The following is a 14,332-nucleotide window of genomic DNA, read 5'->3' on the forward strand; positions in this document are numbered from 1 at the left end:
GTCCGGTGAATCCGCTCATCTGCGTACGCTGCGAGGCCCGCGCGGACTCACCCCAGGTCATCGCCGAGCCGCCGGTCGTCGTCTGCGCCGCGTGCGGCCACCGGCAGCCGTTCGTCCGGCTCCCCCTGTGGTCCCTCACCGGCCCCAGCGGCTGCGGCAAGTCGACCGTCGCCCGGCTTCTCGTCGAGCGGCTGGGCGGGCGTTTCGTCATTCTGGAGCAGGACGTGCTCTGGCAGGCGGGCCTCCACGACCCCGTACGCTTCCGGTCGGCGTGGCTGGCGATGGCCGCGATGATCCAGCAGAACGGCCGGCCGGTGCCGCTGTGCGGCACCGTCGTGCCGCCCGAGTTCGAACCGCTGCCCGAGCGGGCGCTGTTCACGGAGATCAGATACCTCGCGCTGACCTGCGACCAGGACGTCCTCGCCACCCGGCTCCGAGCGCGTCCGGCGTGGCGGGAATGGTCCGAGCCGCGGATCGCCGAGATGCTGGAGTACAACGCCTGGGTCCGCGCCGAGGCCGCCTCGATGGCACCGGCGGTGCGGCTCCTGGACACGACGAACGCCACCATCGACGCCACGGCCGATCAGGTCTGCGCCTGGGTGCTCGAGGACGAGAAGTACTCTGCCGCACATGCCTGAAGCCCTCACTCTGACCAACCTCCTCGAGGCGCCTTGGTGCTCGACCTGAACGAGACCTGAGAAAGCACCGGGCCGGCACCCCATGGGGTGCCCGCCGGCTGTTCGATTCTCAGCCGGAGAAGTAGATCTCGCGGCTGACCACACCGTCGTAGTCGCCGGGGAGCTTCGTGGTCAGCACGTGGTAATACCGGCGGCCGGCAGGCAACCGGACCTTGAAGGCGCCACCCTTGCCCGTCGTGACGATCGTGACGCGGTGCTCGATGGTCGTCCACTTACGGGTGCGGTATTCGAGGGCGATCTTCTGGCCTGCCAACGGTCCGTTCTCGGAGTACAGCCGGCCTACGAGGTAGGCCTTCTTGTGCGACTTCGTGACCTTCAGGCTGTGGAACGAAGTCGACAGGTACACCTCTACGGGCAGAGCCTGGGTCGCCGCTCCCTGGAGCAGCGGAGTCGCCGCCGTGCGCAGCTGCCACGAGCCCTCACGCGGCCGGCCCTTCGCGACGTATCCGCAGATGCCGGAGATCGTGACGGCGCCGAACCGCTCAACGGGATAGGAGCCCATCAGTTTCCAAGCCGCCGATCCGCGTTGTTGGAAGTACAGATCGGCGGTCTGGCCGTCTACGTATGGCGAGACGCTCGCCCTGAAGGCAAGTCCTTGGGAGGCGGCGACCGAACGCATCGGGATTCCGTTGTAGACCGCGGTGAAGTCGCTGATCTGAACCGGCATCGGTGTCACGTTGATCGTCTGCGCGGAACTGTTCGCCGTGCCGGCGAAGGTCCGATCGTCGCCGGCGCTGGTGGCGGTCCATGGGCCCGACGACGTCACGTAGACATTGGTGCGGAACGCGCCGGAGCCGTCGGTGCTGGCGAATGTCCTCGCCTGTTGCGGGTCGCCGTTTTCGATCTGAACGGTGGTGTCGGGTACGGGAATCCACTGGTCGTCGGGGGTCTGCATCTCAACGTGTCCAGAAACCGGCACCGTGCCGTACGCGACCGCGGTCGCGGGAAGTGGATCCAAGGTGACCCGCGCCGGCAGGTGCGAGGCAGGCCTCGTCGTCCTGTCGCTTTTCGCCAGGCTGTAGTCCGCGTCGCCGGCGTACGTGGCGATGACCATGCCGGGCTCGGGAAGCGTGGTGGTCAGGGAGAATGTGCCGTCGTCCCCGGTCGTCACCGTGCCGAGGTCCTTCGGAGGCCCACCGTTCCGCAGGGCCAGGTCCACCGGCTTTCCGGCGATCGGGTGGGCGTCGCTCGCGTTCGAGGCGCGGGTTTCAAGGGTGCCGTGGATCGTCACCGTCGAATCACCGTAGGCGATGGTCCGGATCGGTGACATCACGATCACAGTCGGGGTGGGTGCCGCCGCTATCGCGCCGGATGCCGGACCAGTCGACAAAGCAAGCGCGATGAACCCGGAAACGGTGCTTACGGAACGGCCGAAACGAGAAATGCGCATTAGGCCTCGTGTCACTGAGATCTTGGGAGACACGGGACTTTAACACCATGATCACGACCGTGGTGCGGAGTTTTCAGCAGATCGACAAGCCCGGCATCGGGAGATGCCGGGCTTGCGTACCTCCAGTCTCGCGGGGAGCCTCAGCGGAGTTCGTTGATGCGAATCATGTTGCCCGCGGGATCGCGGAAGGCGCAGTCACGAGTCCCGTACGGCTGCTCGGTCGGCTCCTGGGCGACCTCGGCGCCGCCGGCCCGTACCTTCTCGAAGGTGCCGTCGAGGTCGGCGGTGGCCAGGACGATGCGGCCGTACGTGCCCTTGGCCATCATCTCGGCGATGGTGCGGCGCTCGTCCTCGGTGAGGCCGGGGTCGGCGGCCGGCGGGTGCAGGACGATGGACGTGCCGGGCTGGCCGGCAGGGCCGACCGTGATCCAGCGCATCTTGCCGCTCCCGACGTCCTGGCGGACCTCGAAGCCAAGAGTGTCGCGATAGAAGGCCAGGGAGGCGTCCGGGTCGTCGTGCGGGAGGAAGGTCCAGTGAATGGTGATGTCCATGGCCGCAACGCTAGGCGTGGCCCGCTGACCGGCGCTTCTCGATTCCTGATCGGTCTGTCGACCTGTTTCAGCGACCCCTGACGGGATTCCTTTGTCCCCCGTGCGAGCTACCCGTGAGTGTCCACCGCGCGGTGACGATTCCGGGCCGTCGAATCCATAGCGTTCTCGACGTCGCCGCGGCGCTCCGGTCGCGGAATCTCGCAACGGAATCCCGCAAGGAGTCGTCATGCGATTGTTGAAGCAGCTCGTGCCCGTCGTGGCGGTCGCTTTCGTCGGCGGGCAGGTCGTGACCGCGGTGCAGGGGAACGCGCTGTTGAGCCTGGTTCTCGGTGTCGCGACGGCTGCGCTCGCGGTGTTCGTGTACGCCCGGGTGGTGCGGTGGTCCGAGCGTCGCGCGCCGGTGGAGGTAGCGGCCAAAGGCGCCACCGCCCGCATCGGCCTGGGAGCGCTGATCGGTGTCGGGTGGTTCGCGGCCGTCATCGTGAACATCGCCTTCCTGGGCGGCTACCGGGTCGACGGCTTCGGGTCGGCGACGGGCGCGGTCGGGCTGTTCGGCTTCATGGCGGCCGCCGCCGTGACCGAAGAGCTGATGTTCCGCGGCATCCTGTTCCGGATCATCGAGGAACGCGCCGGCACGTGGATGGCGCTGGCGCTGACCGGTGTGCTGTTCGGCCTGTGGCACCTGGTCAACCCGGACGCCACCGTGTGGGGCGCGATCGCCATCGCGATCGAGGCCGGCGGCACGCTCGCCGCCGCGTACGCCGCCACCCGCACCCTGTGGGTGCCGATCGGCCTGCACTTCGGCTGGAACTTCGCCGAGGCCGGCATCTTCGGCACCGAAGTGTCCGGCAACGGCAAGACCGAGGGGCTGCTGCACGGCGTGACCTCGGGCCCGGCCCTGCTCACCGGCGGCCGGTTCGGACCGGAGGCGAGTCCGTACACGGTCGTGTTCGGCGTGCTGCTGACGATCGTGTTCCTGTGGGTGGCCCACCGGCGCGGCAACCTGGTCCCTCGCCGGCGCGGCGCCCGGACCGCCGCGACCGCTACCCTCGCCCAGTGATCGACCTTCGGGGCGTCCCGGACCTGTGGCGGCGGTGGGACGTCACGGTCCGGGATCTCCCGTTCGCGCTGCTGCTCGCGGTCGCGTCGTTTCTGCCGGTGCTCCACGGCCACGAGACGCAGGTCGGCGACCTGCCGGCGCGCCCCTTCGACGCGCTCGCCATCGTGGCGCTCGTCCTCCAGTGCCTCCCGCTCGCCGTACGCCGGCGGTGGCCGGCCACCTGTCTCGCCTTGGTCTCGCTCGGCTTCACCGTCGCCGAACTCCGCGGTTACCACATGGTCGCGGGCACCGCGCTGCCCATCGCGTTGCTCAGCGCGGGCGCCTATCTGGCACATCATCGGCGCGCCACCGCGGTCGTCCTGTCCGCGGCGTACGTGTCGCTGGCGGTCGCGCTCCACCGACTCGGCGGGGCCGAGCGCCTGGACGGATTCGCCGTGTTCTACCTGGGGCTGGTCGCCGTGTGGGGCGTCGGGTCGTGGCTGCGCTCCACCCGAGCCGCCGAGGCCGTACGCCGCCGCCACGTCGCCGAGGCCACCCGCGCCGCCGAACGCACCCGCATCGCCCGCGAACTCCACGACGTCGTGACCCACCACGTGACGGCCATGGTCGTGCAGGCCGAGGCGGCACGCTACCTGACCGCCGCGCCTGATCGCCTCGATGAGACCCTGAGCGCCGTCACCGACACCGGCCGGAAGGCCATCACCGACCTGCGGCACCTGCTCGACCTGCTCAACCCGGACCACGACACCGACGCCAGGACACCGTCCGTCGGCGAACTCGACACGCTCGTGGAGCAGACCCGCCGGGCCGGACAACCGGTGGAGTTCACCCAGGAGGGCAGGCCGGCGAACTCGGCCCGCAGCGCCGAGTTCGTGGCCTACCGGGTCGTGCAGGAGGCTCTGACGAACGCCCTCAAGTACGCCCACGGCAGCCGCACCGCGGTCCGCGTACGCTACGACGAAAGCGAGATCATCGTGGAGGTCGGCACCGACGGTTCCGGCTCGCGGACCGGCTCTCCCGGCGGGAGCGGCCGGGGCCTGGCCGGGCTCCGCGAACGCGTTGCGGCCCTGGACGGCGACTTCAGCGCGGACCGGCGGCCGGACGGCGGCTTCCTCGTACGGGCACGCATCCCCGCGCGGAACCCGTCGTGAGCGCGCCGATCCGGGTCCTGATCTGCGACGACCAGGCGCTGATCCGCACCGGCCTCACCACGATCATCGACGCGCAACCGGACATGGAGGCGGTAGGAGAGTGCGGAGACGGCCGCGCCGCGGTCGACCTCGCCCACCGGCTGAACCCGGACCTGGTCGTGATGGACGTACGGATGCCGGTGCTCGACGGCATCGAGGCGACCCGCCTGCTCGCCGGCGCCGGGGTGGAGCGTCCCACCAAGGTGCTGGTGGTGACGACGTTCAACCTGGACGAGTACGTCTACGAGGCGCTCCGCGCGGGGGCGAGCGGGTTCCTGCTCAAGGACGCCCCGCCCGCGCAGCTGCTGCACGGCATCCGCACCGTCGCGGCCGGCGCCGCGCTGCTGGCACCCGAGGTGACACGGCAGCTCGTCGGCAGGTACGCGGCGCGGATCCGCCCCGCCGAGAGCACGCCGGACGACAGCGCGCTGACCCCGCGCGAACTGGAGGTCCTGCGCCTCATCGCCGACGGCCTGTCCAACAGCGAGATCGCCGCGACGTTGGTGATCAGCCAGGAGACCGTCAAGACGTACGTGTCGCGCATCCTCACCAAGCTCGACCTGCGCGACCGCGTGCAGGCCGTGGTCCACGCCTACCGCAACGGCCTGGTGACCTGACCCCGTCGCACCGGTCCGCGGACCCCGCCCGACCGAACGATCGGGCGGGATTTCTTCGTGAAACGGCCTCAATGGCCGACCGAGGCTATCGCCCGGGGCAGAGCACTCCGAACCCGAACACCGGCCATCACCCATGCGTGTCCGCCCTGCCACAAGATCACGGCAGGCCGTTCGCCGCGCGACTGAGACCACAGAGCATGCCGGGCCGGTACCCCGTGTGACGCCGACTGATGAGGGTTGATCTCGTATACGGATGTGGTGGCGAAATAGTTCACTCGCGGATGCGACTTCTCTGCCGTGCCTTTGGGGCGCGCGACATGTCGGAGGCGATCTGTTTTTGCAGGCCAGCGGGGCGGAAAGCCCTATGGCGCCAACCTCGAATATGCTGCTTTGTGTAGTATATCACAATAGCTCGTTAGGTCGAGACAGAATAGGCGTTTGCGTGCAAAATTGCATTGAGGTCCATTCGGCGTCATTGCGGGGCGATCGCGGAGTGATGACCCTGTCATTCTCGTCGAATCAGGCCTTCGGCAAGGATCGTCGACTTTCGAAATGAGGTAACCCATGCGACGTGCTGCTCTTGGCAGACTGGGCATCGCCACCGGCATCGCCGCGGCGGCTGCGGCACTCTCCTTGTCCGGCGCCGCATCCGCATCCGCATCTACGGCCGACGGAGGCTGGTCTCCCAGGTGGTACTCGTCGTACGGGGAGTGCCAGTACGCCGGAAACGTCCTCGCCCAACAGGGCAAGCTGCACGGATTCTCCTGCCAGCCGTACGACGGCGGCTGGGGACTGTACCCCTGGTGAAAAAGGCTCCCTGGCCTCGACCTTTCGTGAGGTCATGTCGTCCGGCTGTTCACCGCCGGCGGCCACCCGCGCGTCTATAGGTCGGCTGAGTAATCGCCATCCATCGGCGACAACTGAGACCAGGAAGCATGTCGGGCCGGTACCCCTAGGGGTACCGGCCCGAAAAAATCGCCACGCTAGTGAACTTCTGTCCCGGTGTGCGCTTCGAACCTAGTGAACGACGCACAGAGCAGGCGGCTTTCGGCCGCGGCGCCTCTCCGGAAGAGCTGTGCATGGAAAGGCCCGAAGACACCCGATGGAGGAATTCATGAAGTCCTGGCGCTCTCGTATCGCTCTCGGTCTCGCCGCTCTCGGTATCGTCGCGGGTGCCGCAGCGGCCACTGTGCCGCTGGCCGCCACGAGCGCTTTCGCCGACACTGCGCCCAATGACGGCTGGGTGCAGGTCGGTGGCGACTCGTACAACTCCTTCCAGGACTGCTATGACCAGGCGCAGAGGGACCTGCCACTGAACCCCCAGTACCACGAGGCCACCTGCCAGAGCTACCCCAAGCCCGGCTTCCCCAACTACTACCTGGTGTGGATGCGCTGACCCGCTCCTCATGGTCTGACCTCGAACGATTCCGCGGAACGTGACCGCTCGTACGAGGATTCCAGGGACGCGAACAGTGAGTCTGCCGCAACCTGTCCGGCCGGAAGCGTTCGCGGTGGCGTCCTGAGAGTAAAACCGAGACCACAGAGCACACAGGGCCGGTACCCGCTGGGTACCGGCCCTGTGCTTCTGCTGCTCAGAGTGGCGGAGGATGCGAGATTCGAACTCGCGAGGCGTTGCCACCAACACGCTTTCCAAGCGTGCGCCCTAGGCCACTAGGCGAATCCTCCGCCGCAGAGCCTACCGGTTCTCCGGCAGTGCGCGAACCTCGATAACCGCGCTCGGCGGGATCGGGCCGTAAACATGGGGGAAGACGTCGTCTCCGACGGGCTCGTACCGGACGTCCAGACCCTCCGGATCGATGACCAAGAGTACGAGATCGTCGAGGCCGGCGTAGAAGGCGCGCCGGACCTTGCGGACCTGCTCCTCGTCCCGGGAGGCGTGGATGAAGCCCTCCTCGGCCAGCGTACGGCCGCGGGTCGACACCTCGTACGGGCGGTCGGCGTCGCGGGCCGCCTCCCATTCCGACCGTTCGGCGATGTGGAGGATCGGTGTGCGCGTCTCGTCGAGGTCCCCTGCCATGAAGCAGAGCGTACGGGCCGAACCCGTCCGCCGGATGCCATAGACTCGGGCCCAGACCCCTCGCACGGCGTCCATCCTGTGAACCTCCCCAGGGCCGGAAGGCAGCAAGGATAAGCAGGCTCTGACGGGTGTGCGGGGGGTCCTCTTTTCGACGAGGACGGACCCCCATGAGTCTGGCTCTGTACCGCAAGTACCGGCCAGCGACGTTCGCTGAGCTCAAGGGGCAGGAGCACGTCGCCGAGCCGCTTCAGCAGGCGTTGCGCAATGGGCGCATCCATCACGCATATCTGTTCAGTGGGCCGCGTGGCTGTGGCAAGACGTCGAGTGCGCGCATCCTCGCCCGCTCGCTGAACTGCGAGAAGGGTCCGACCCCGGATCCGTGCGGCGTGTGCGAGTCCTGTGTCGCGCTCGGGCCCTCCGGCGCGGGCCACATCGACGTAATCGAGATCGACGCGGCGTCCCACGGTGGTGTCGACGACGCCCGTGATCTGCGGGAGCGCGCGTTCTTCGCGCCGGTGGCAGCGCGGTACAAGATTTACATCATCGACGAGGCGCACATGGTGACCCGTGAGGGGTTCAACGCGCTGCTGAAACTCGTCGAGGAGCCTCCGCCGCACCTGAAGTTCATCTTCGCGACGACCGAGCCCGAGAAGGTCATCGGGACGATCCGGTCGCGGACCCACCACTACCCGTTCCGGCTGATCCCGCCGGGCACCCTCCGGGAGCTGCTGGAGGAGATCCTCCAGAAGGAGGCGGTGCCGTACGAGCCCGCCGCGATCCCGCTGGTGGTGCGGGCCGGCGCGGGGTCGGCGCGTGACTCCGAGTCGATCCTCGACCAGCTCCTGGCGGGCGCGGGCGAGGAGGGCATCACGTACGCCCGTGCGGTGTCGCTGCTCGGTTACACCGACTCGGCCCTGCTGGACGAGGTCGTGGACGCGGTGGCGTCCCATGACGGGGCGGCGGTGTTCGCCGCGATCGACCGTGTGATGGAGGGCGGGCAGGACCCGCGGCGGTTCGCCGCCGACCTGCTGGAGCGCTTCCGTGACCTCGTCATCCTGTCGAACGTCCCCGACTCCGGCGCGACGGGCCTGCTGAACGTTCCGCCGGACGAGTTGGAGCGGATGCAGGCGCAGGCGTCGCGGCTGGGCTCCGCCGAGCTGACGCGCGCCGCCGATCTCCTGCACACCGGCCTCACGGAGATGCGCGGCGCGACGTCGCCGCGGCTGCTGCTCGAGCTGATCAGCGCCCGGATCCTGCTGCCCGGCGCGTACGACGACGAGGCGTCGCTGCTCACCCGCCTGGAGCGGCTCGAGCGCCGCGTCGCGGTCGGTGGCACCGCCCCGGCCGCGCCCGTGCCGCACACCTCCCAGGCCCCGGCCGCGCACGCGCCCCAGGTCCCGGCCGCAGCCGTGCCGCCGCCGGTCACGCCGCAGCCCTCGCCCGTGGCCTCGCCTCCGCCGTCCCCTGCCCAAGGCCGGCCGCAGCCGGAGTCTTCACCGGCACGGGTCGCGGCTCCGCCTGAGGCCGATCGGCCTCAGCCCTCTGCCTCGCACGTGTCACAGGCCACAGGTCACCAAGGGGTTCGGCAGCCCGCCACGCGCGAGCCCGGGGGTGACGGGCCCGCCGGAGGCCAGGGCGGGAGTGCGGACTGGCCGGTTCCCACTCGGCCTTCCAGCGGCGCGCAACCGTCCGCTCGGCCATCCGATCCCGGCCCGGCGGCCTCCTACGGCCAGCCCGCGCCCGACCGGCCGGCCGACCGGACCTCCTCGTACGGTCAGTCGCCTGCCTCCGGGGGATCCTCGGCCCCCAGCGCCCCGTCCGGTGGGGTGGACGTCGCCGCGATCCGGCGGATGTGGCCCGACATCCTCGAGGCGGTCAAACAGCGGAGCAAGGTCGCCTGGATCGTCCTCATGGAGGGCGTCGAGGTGGCGTCCCTCGATGGGCAGGTGCTGACCCTCGCGTTCGCCAACGAGGGCAAGCGGCGCGGTTTCACGACCGGGGGCAAGGACGTCGTCCTCCGCGACGCGCTGAAGGAGATCCTCGGCGTCGAGTGGCGCATCGACGCGATCCTGGAGGGCGGATCGGGGCAGGCCTCACGGCCGGCGCCGCCGCCACCGGATCCCGGTGGTTGGGGCGCCCCGGCGGCCCCGCCGCGCGAGACCCGTACGACGCCGCCGCCCGAGTCGGCGCCGGTTCCGCCGCCCAGCCCGCCTCCGCCACCGCCGCCCGAGCCCGTGGACGAGGCGGACGAGGTCGACCCCGAAGGCGACGCCGACGCGGACGTCGAGGCCGTGCTCACCGGAATGGCCCTGATCGAGCAGGTGCTCGGCGGAAAGGTCATCCAGGAGTTCGACAACACCTGACGATCGGCAAAAGGATCGGTAACAACGCGGTCATGCCGCCCCGCCGTCGATCGGTCCCGCGCCTTTCGTACGGGCCTCGCCGGGCTGGCGGGGGGCGTTTCGGCACGCCCGTACCGGTTGCCCGGAGCCGCATACCGGATTCGGGGCGGACCCCGTAGTCTCGTCTCATTGGACGATCTGAACGAGGAGAGCACCGTGGAACCCGGTGGCCAGCCGAATATCCAGCACATGTTGCAGCAGGCGCAGCGTATGCAGGAACAGTTCATGAGCCTGCAGCGCGAACTCGCGCAGACGGAGGTCGAGGGCACCGCCGGCGGCGGCTTGGTCTCCGCGACGGTCAACGGGCAGAACGAAGTGACCAAGATCGTCATTGATCCGGCCGCGATCGACCCCGCGGACCCGGCGGACACCGCCGAGACGGTCGCCGACCTGGTGCTCGCGGCGATCCACAACGCTGTGGAAGAGGCGCAGAAGCTGGCGCAGGAGAAGATGGGACCATTGACCGAGGGCCTGGGCGGCCTGGGCGGCGGATTGGGCCTGCCCGGTATGTGAGCCCGGGCGGCCGGGTGCCGTCCTCGCGGCGGCACCCGCCCTGCCACGGTCGCCGGACGCTCTTCGATCAGGGAGGTCTCGAAGGACGTCCGGGGATGTGACTCATGGTCGCCGAGCGTCGCATGAGACCACCGCCCAGATCGGAAGAGCCTCCCGGACGACACCACCGAAGACGGCGCTCCCGGTGAGCGCGTCGACGAGGAGAAGGGAGGGACCGTGTACGAAGGGGTTGTCCAGAACCTCATCGACGAGTTGGGCAGGCTGCCCGGCGTCGGACCGAAGAGCGCACAGCGGATCGCCTTCCACCTGCTCGCCGCGGATCCCGCCGACGTCACGCGGCTGACCGAGGCGCTGCGGGAGGTCAAGGACAAGGTCCGGTTCTGCAGCGTCTGCGGAAACGTCGCCGAGGCCGAACAGTGCCGGATCTGCCGCGACGCCCGCCGCGACACCCACGTGATCTGCGTGGTGGAGGAGCCGAAGGACGTCGTCGCGATCGAGAAGACGCGGGAGTTCCGGGGCCGCTACCACGTGCTCGGCGGGGCGATCAGTCCGATCGAGGGCGTCGGCCCCGACGATCTGCGCATCCGGGAGCTCATGCAGCGCCTCGCCGACGGCGAGGTCACCGAGCTGATCCTGGCCACCGACCCCAACCTCGAAGGCGAGGCGACCGCCACCTATCTTGCCCGGCTCGTGAAACCGATGGGTCTCACCGTCACTCGGCTGGCCAGCGGACTGCCGGTGGGAGGCGACCTGGAATACGCCGACGAGGTCACCCTCGGTCGCGCGTTTGAAGGACGGAGGCTGCTCGATGTCTGAGAACAGCAAGTCTGAGCTCAGCTGGATGACGCTCGCCGACCGTGTGGCGAAGCACGCCGGAAACTACCTGACAGGGCTGACCGCCGTGGCGCGCGGCGAGGCCGGTGGCCACGCGGTGCCGCTGCTGCTGCTCGAGGTGTCGCAGATCGCGCTCGCCGGGGCCCAGCTCGGCGCCAGCACCGACGTGATCCTGCCGGACAACTGGGAGCCGGACGTCGGGGAGGATCCGGATCTCGATTCCACCCGTCAGGGGCTTGCCGAGCGCCTGACCGACGTCGACGAGTACACCGAGGTCTTCGACCCGTACAAGGACCCCGAGACCACCGCGTACCGCCTTTCGGACGACCTCGTGGACGTGGCCAGCGACCTGGTGCACGGGCTGCGTCACTATGACGCCGACCGCAAGCTCGAGGCGCTGTGGTGGTGGCAGTACAGCTACTTCAACCACTGGGGAAACCACGCCGGTGCGGCTCTGCGGGCGCTGTACGCCGTGTCGGCGAGCGCGCGGCTCGACGTGATGGAGGAGCCGGTCGCGGGGTAGATCCGTCGTGGATCCATTTCCGTCGCAAGGTTTCCGGAGCGTTACACGACTTTCGGGAAATCTCGCATACCGGGACAAATCTGGCCGGGTATTGAGCTGACCTCGGTAGACTCGAGTCTCGAACGCCTGATCCCCATCCGAGGAAGTGCACACGCGTGGCTCTTGTCGTGCAGAAGTACGGTGGCTCCTCCGTCGCCGACGCTGAAAGCATCAAGCGCGTCGCCCAGCGGATCGTTTCCACGAAGCGGGACGGCCATGACGTCGTTGTCGTGGTGTCCGCCATGGGTGATACGACGGACGAACTCATCGATCTCGCCAACAAAGTCAGCCCCCTCCCGCCGGCGCGTGAGCTGGACATGCTGCTCACGTCCGGCGAGCGCATCTCCATGGCGCTCCTGGCCATGGCCATCGCCAACCTCGGGCACGAGGCGCGGTCGTTCACCGGTTCCCAGGCCGGTGTGATCACGGACGGCACGCACGGCAAGGCGCGCATCATCGACGTCACGCCCGGTCGTCTCCGTGACGCGATCGACGAGGGTTCGATCGCGATCGTCGCCGGGTTCCAGGGCGTCTCCCAGGATTCCAAGGACATCACCACGCTCGGCCGGGGCGGGTCCGACACGACGGCGGTGGCGCTGGCCGCGGCGCTCGGCGCGGACGTGTGCGAGATCTACACCGACGTCGACGGCATCTTCACGGCCGACCCGCGGATCGTGCCCGCGGCGCGCCGCATCCCCGACATCTCCTACGAGGAGATGATGGAGATGGCGGCGTGCGGTGCGAAGATCCTGCACCTGCGCTGCGTGGAGTACGCCCGGCGGTACGGCATGCCGATCCACGTCCGGTCGTCGTTCAGCAACAAGACCGGCACGTGGGTCAAGAACAGCATCGAGGGAAGCCAGATGGAACAAGCGATCATCTCCGGCGTCGCACACGACCGGAGCGAGGCGAAGATCACGGTTGTCGGTGTCCCCGACAAGGTCGGCGAGGCGGCCACGATCTTCTCCACGCTGGCCGACGCCGAGATCAACATCGACATGATCGTGCAGAACGTCTCGGCCGCGGCGACCAACCGCACGGACATCTCCTTCACCCTCCCGCGCACCGACGGGCAGGCGGCGACCAAGGCCCTCAACAAGATCAAGGAGCGCATCGGCTTCGACTCGCTCCGCTACGACGACCAGATCGGCAAGGTCTCGCTGATCGGCGCGGGCATGCGTTCCCACCCCGGCGTGACCGCCAAGTTCTTCGGCTCGATCGCCGACGCGGGCGTCAACATCGAGATGATCTCCACCTCGGAGATCCGGATCTCGGTCGTCGTCGACCAGGACGACGTGGACGCCGCCGTCACCGCCGCCCACCGCGCGTTCGACCTGGACGCCGACCAGGTGGAGGCCGTCATCTACGGGGGTACCGGCCGATGAGTCGTAAGCCCACTCTCGCTCTCGTCGGCGCCACCGGCGCGGTCGGCACCGTCATGCGGGAGATCGTCTCCTCCCGTGAGGACGTCTACGGCGAGATCCGTCTCGTCGCCTCCGCCCGGTCCGCCGGCAAGCGGCTCTCCGTACGCGGCGAGGAGCTCGTCGTCCAGGAGCTGACCCCGGAGGTCTTCGACGGCGTCGACATCGCGATGTTCGACGTGCCCGACGAGGTGTCGAAGGTCTGGGTGCCGATCGCGGCCGAGCGTGGCGCGGTGGTCGTCGACAAGTCCGGCGCGTTCCGGATGGAGCCGGACGTGCCGCTCGTCGTCCCCGAGGTGAACGCCGAAGCCGTACGGAACCGGCCCCGGAACATCATCTGCTGTCCGAACTGCACGACCCTGTCGATGATGGCCGCGATGGGCGCGCTGCACGCGGAGTACGGCCTGGACTCCCTCGTCGTCGCCTCGTACCAGGCGGTGTCCGGCGCGGGCGTGGCCGGCACGGAGCGCATGTACGCCGAGATCGAGGCCGTCGCCGGCGACCGTACGCTCGGCCAGACCGCCGGCGACGTGCGCAAGGCGATCCAGAACCGCCTCGGCGAGACCGAGTCGCCGTTCCCGGCCCCGATGGCGCTGAACGTCGTGCCCTGGGCGGGCTCGCTCAAGGATGGCGGCTGGGCCTCGGAGGAGCTCAAGCTCCGCAACGAGTCCCGGAAGATCCTCGGCATCCCCGACCTGAAGGTCTCCGCGACCTGCGTGCGGGTGCCCGTGATCACGACCCACTCGCTGGCCGTCCACGCGACGTTCGAGCGGCCGGTCACGGTGGAGGGCGCGCGCGCGATCCTGGACGCCGCCCCGACCGTCGTGGTCATGGACGACCCGGCGAACGGCGTCTTCCCGACGCCCGCCGACGTGGTCGGCACGGACCCGACGTACGTCGGCCGGATCCGCCAGGCGATCGACTTCCCGAACACGCTGGAGCTGTTCATCTGCGGCGACAACCTGCGCAAGGGCGCCGCGCTGAACGCCGCGGAGATCGCGGAAGTGGTCGCGGCGGAGCTCACCGCTTGATCGTCGTCGGCGGAGTCCCGGCGGT

The 14,332-nt window shown here is 69.0% G+C and carries 15 protein-coding genes, 1 tRNA gene and 1 other RNA gene; 13 read left to right on the plus strand and 4 right to left on the minus strand.

Annotated features, from left to right (window positions below; genetic code table 11):
- Positions 1 to 5: 5 nt before the first annotated feature.
- The gene (locus tag ACYVF7_RS00745) at positions 6 to 638 is read left to right on the plus strand and encodes an AAA family ATPase (protein ID WP_460333224.1); all 633 of its coding nucleotides are present in this window, start codon (positions 6 to 8) and stop codon (positions 636 to 638) included.
- Positions 639 to 747: 109 nt separating this feature from the next.
- Here the strand turns inward: ACYVF7_RS00745 and ACYVF7_RS00750 are convergent, their stop codons facing one another.
- Together ACYVF7_RS00750 and ACYVF7_RS00755 are read right to left on the minus strand one after the other, a co-directional pair.
- Positions 748 to 1,968 (minus strand): hypothetical protein, encoded by a 1,221-nt coding sequence (locus ACYVF7_RS00750; RefSeq protein WP_460333226.1) that lies wholly within the window; start codon positions 1,966 to 1,968, stop codon positions 748 to 750.
- Positions 1,969 to 2,228: 260 nt separating this feature from the next.
- Complete coding sequence (locus ACYVF7_RS00755; protein ID WP_460333229.1) at positions 2,229 to 2,639, minus strand: VOC family protein; 411 nt, start codon at positions 2,637 to 2,639, stop codon at positions 2,229 to 2,231.
- Between the two features lie 226 nt (positions 2,640 to 2,865).
- Between ACYVF7_RS00755 and ACYVF7_RS00760 the strand changes: the two genes are divergently transcribed.
- The 5 genes from ACYVF7_RS00760 (at position 2,866) to ACYVF7_RS00780 (ending at position 6,902) form a co-directional block, all read left to right on the plus strand.
- Positions 2,866 to 3,699: a lysostaphin resistance A-like protein gene (locus ACYVF7_RS00760; RefSeq protein WP_460333232.1), complete on the plus strand. Its 834-nt coding sequence runs from the start codon at positions 2,866 to 2,868 to the stop codon at positions 3,697 to 3,699.
- Positions 3,696 to 4,850 carry a sensor histidine kinase gene (locus ACYVF7_RS00765; protein WP_460333235.1) on the plus strand — a complete coding sequence of 385 codons (1,155 nt, stop codon included), beginning with the start codon at positions 3,696 to 3,698 and terminating at the stop codon, positions 4,848 to 4,850. The genes ACYVF7_RS00760 and ACYVF7_RS00765 overlap by 4 nt, the downstream gene beginning before the upstream one ends.
- The gene (locus ACYVF7_RS00770) at positions 4,847 to 5,506 is read left to right on the plus strand and encodes a response regulator (protein WP_460333239.1); all 660 of its coding nucleotides are present in this window, start codon (positions 4,847 to 4,849) and stop codon (positions 5,504 to 5,506) included. Before ACYVF7_RS00765 ends, ACYVF7_RS00770 begins: the two co-directional genes overlap by 4 nt.
- 564 nt (positions 5,507 to 6,070) lie before the next feature.
- The gene (locus ACYVF7_RS00775; RefSeq protein ID WP_460333242.1) at positions 6,071 to 6,313 is read left to right on the plus strand and encodes a hypothetical protein; all 243 of its coding nucleotides are present in this window, start codon (positions 6,071 to 6,073) and stop codon (positions 6,311 to 6,313) included.
- Between the two features lie 307 nt (positions 6,314 to 6,620).
- Positions 6,621 to 6,902 carry a hypothetical protein gene (locus ACYVF7_RS00780; protein ID WP_460333245.1) on the plus strand — a complete coding sequence of 94 codons (282 nt, stop codon included), beginning with the start codon at positions 6,621 to 6,623 and terminating at the stop codon, positions 6,900 to 6,902.
- A gap of 202 nt (positions 6,903 to 7,104) precedes the next feature.
- Here ACYVF7_RS00780 and ACYVF7_RS00785 read toward each other — a convergent pair.
- Positions 7,105 to 7,192: transfer RNA gene (locus ACYVF7_RS00785), tRNA-Ser, on the minus strand.
- 10 nt (positions 7,193 to 7,202) lie between these two features.
- Positions 7,203 to 7,544: a DUF952 domain-containing protein gene (locus ACYVF7_RS00790; protein WP_460333248.1), complete on the minus strand. Its 342-nt coding sequence runs from the start codon at positions 7,542 to 7,544 to the stop codon at positions 7,203 to 7,205.
- A gap of 51 nt (positions 7,545 to 7,595) precedes the next feature.
- Here ACYVF7_RS00790 and ffs point away from each other — a divergent pair.
- The 7 genes from ffs to ACYVF7_RS00825 all read left to right on the plus strand — a co-directional run bounded on the left by ffs (position 7,596) and on the right by ACYVF7_RS00825 (position 14,307).
- Positions 7,596 to 7,692: signal recognition particle sRNA small type (ffs, locus tag ACYVF7_RS00795), an RNA gene on the plus strand.
- Between the two features lie 19 nt (positions 7,693 to 7,711).
- Positions 7,712 to 9,907: a DNA polymerase III subunit gamma and tau gene (locus ACYVF7_RS00800; protein ID WP_460333251.1), complete on the plus strand. Its 2,196-nt coding sequence runs from the start codon at positions 7,712 to 7,714 to the stop codon at positions 9,905 to 9,907.
- A 168-nt stretch (positions 9,908 to 10,075) separates the two neighbouring features.
- Positions 10,076 to 10,459 carry a YbaB/EbfC family nucleoid-associated protein gene (locus ACYVF7_RS00805; RefSeq protein ID WP_460333254.1) on the plus strand — a complete coding sequence of 128 codons (384 nt, stop codon included), beginning with the start codon at positions 10,076 to 10,078 and terminating at the stop codon, positions 10,457 to 10,459.
- A gap of 216 nt (positions 10,460 to 10,675) precedes the next feature.
- Positions 10,676 to 11,275, plus strand: coding sequence for a recombination mediator RecR (gene recR, locus ACYVF7_RS00810; RefSeq protein ID WP_252781197.1), 600 nt, complete (start codon positions 10,676 to 10,678; stop codon positions 11,273 to 11,275).
- Positions 11,268 to 11,816, plus strand: a complete 549-nt coding sequence (locus tag ACYVF7_RS00815; RefSeq protein ID WP_460333257.1) for a DUF5063 domain-containing protein — start codon at positions 11,268 to 11,270, stop codon at positions 11,814 to 11,816. Before recR ends, ACYVF7_RS00815 begins: the two co-directional genes overlap by 8 nt.
- A 155-nt stretch (positions 11,817 to 11,971) precedes the next feature.
- A complete protein-coding gene (locus tag ACYVF7_RS00820; protein WP_460333260.1) occupies positions 11,972 to 13,240 on the plus strand; it encodes an aspartate kinase in 1,269 nt (422 codons plus the stop codon).
- The gene (locus ACYVF7_RS00825; protein WP_460333263.1) at positions 13,237 to 14,307 is read left to right on the plus strand and encodes an aspartate-semialdehyde dehydrogenase; all 1,071 of its coding nucleotides are present in this window, start codon (positions 13,237 to 13,239) and stop codon (positions 14,305 to 14,307) included. Before ACYVF7_RS00820 ends, ACYVF7_RS00825 begins: the two co-directional genes overlap by 4 nt.
- Positions 14,308 to 14,332: the final 25 nt, after the last annotated feature.

Source organism: Actinoallomurus acanthiterrae (genome assembly GCF_054775715.1).

What these genes read in the sequence shown, in the direction of transcription:
- ACYVF7_RS00800 (WP_460333251.1), top strand. Translation starts at nt 7,712, where the DNA reads ATGAGTCTGGCTCTGTACCGCAAGTACCGGCCAGCGACGTTCGCTGAG.
- ACYVF7_RS00825 (WP_460333263.1), top strand. Translation starts at nt 13,237, where the DNA reads ATGAGTCGTAAGCCCACTCTCGCTCTCGTCGGCGCCACCGGCGCGGTC.
- ACYVF7_RS00750 (WP_460333226.1), bottom strand. Translation starts at nt 1,968, where the DNA reads ATGTCACCGATCCGGACCATCGCCTACGGTGATTCGACGGTGACGATC.
- ACYVF7_RS00755 (WP_460333229.1), bottom strand. Translation starts at nt 2,639, where the DNA reads ATGGACATCACCATTCACTGGACCTTCCTCCCGCACGACGACCCGGAC.
- ACYVF7_RS00815 (WP_460333257.1), top strand. Translation starts at nt 11,268, where the DNA reads ATGTCTGAGAACAGCAAGTCTGAGCTCAGCTGGATGACGCTCGCCGAC.
- ACYVF7_RS00790 (WP_460333248.1), bottom strand. Translation starts at nt 7,544, where the DNA reads ATGGCAGGGGACCTCGACGAGACGCGCACACCGATCCTCCACATCGCC.
- ACYVF7_RS00775 (WP_460333242.1), top strand. Translation starts at nt 6,071, where the DNA reads ATGCGACGTGCTGCTCTTGGCAGACTGGGCATCGCCACCGGCATCGCC.
- ACYVF7_RS00780 (WP_460333245.1), top strand. Translation starts at nt 6,621, where the DNA reads ATGAAGTCCTGGCGCTCTCGTATCGCTCTCGGTCTCGCCGCTCTCGGT.
- ACYVF7_RS00760 (WP_460333232.1), top strand. Translation starts at nt 2,866, where the DNA reads ATGCGATTGTTGAAGCAGCTCGTGCCCGTCGTGGCGGTCGCTTTCGTC.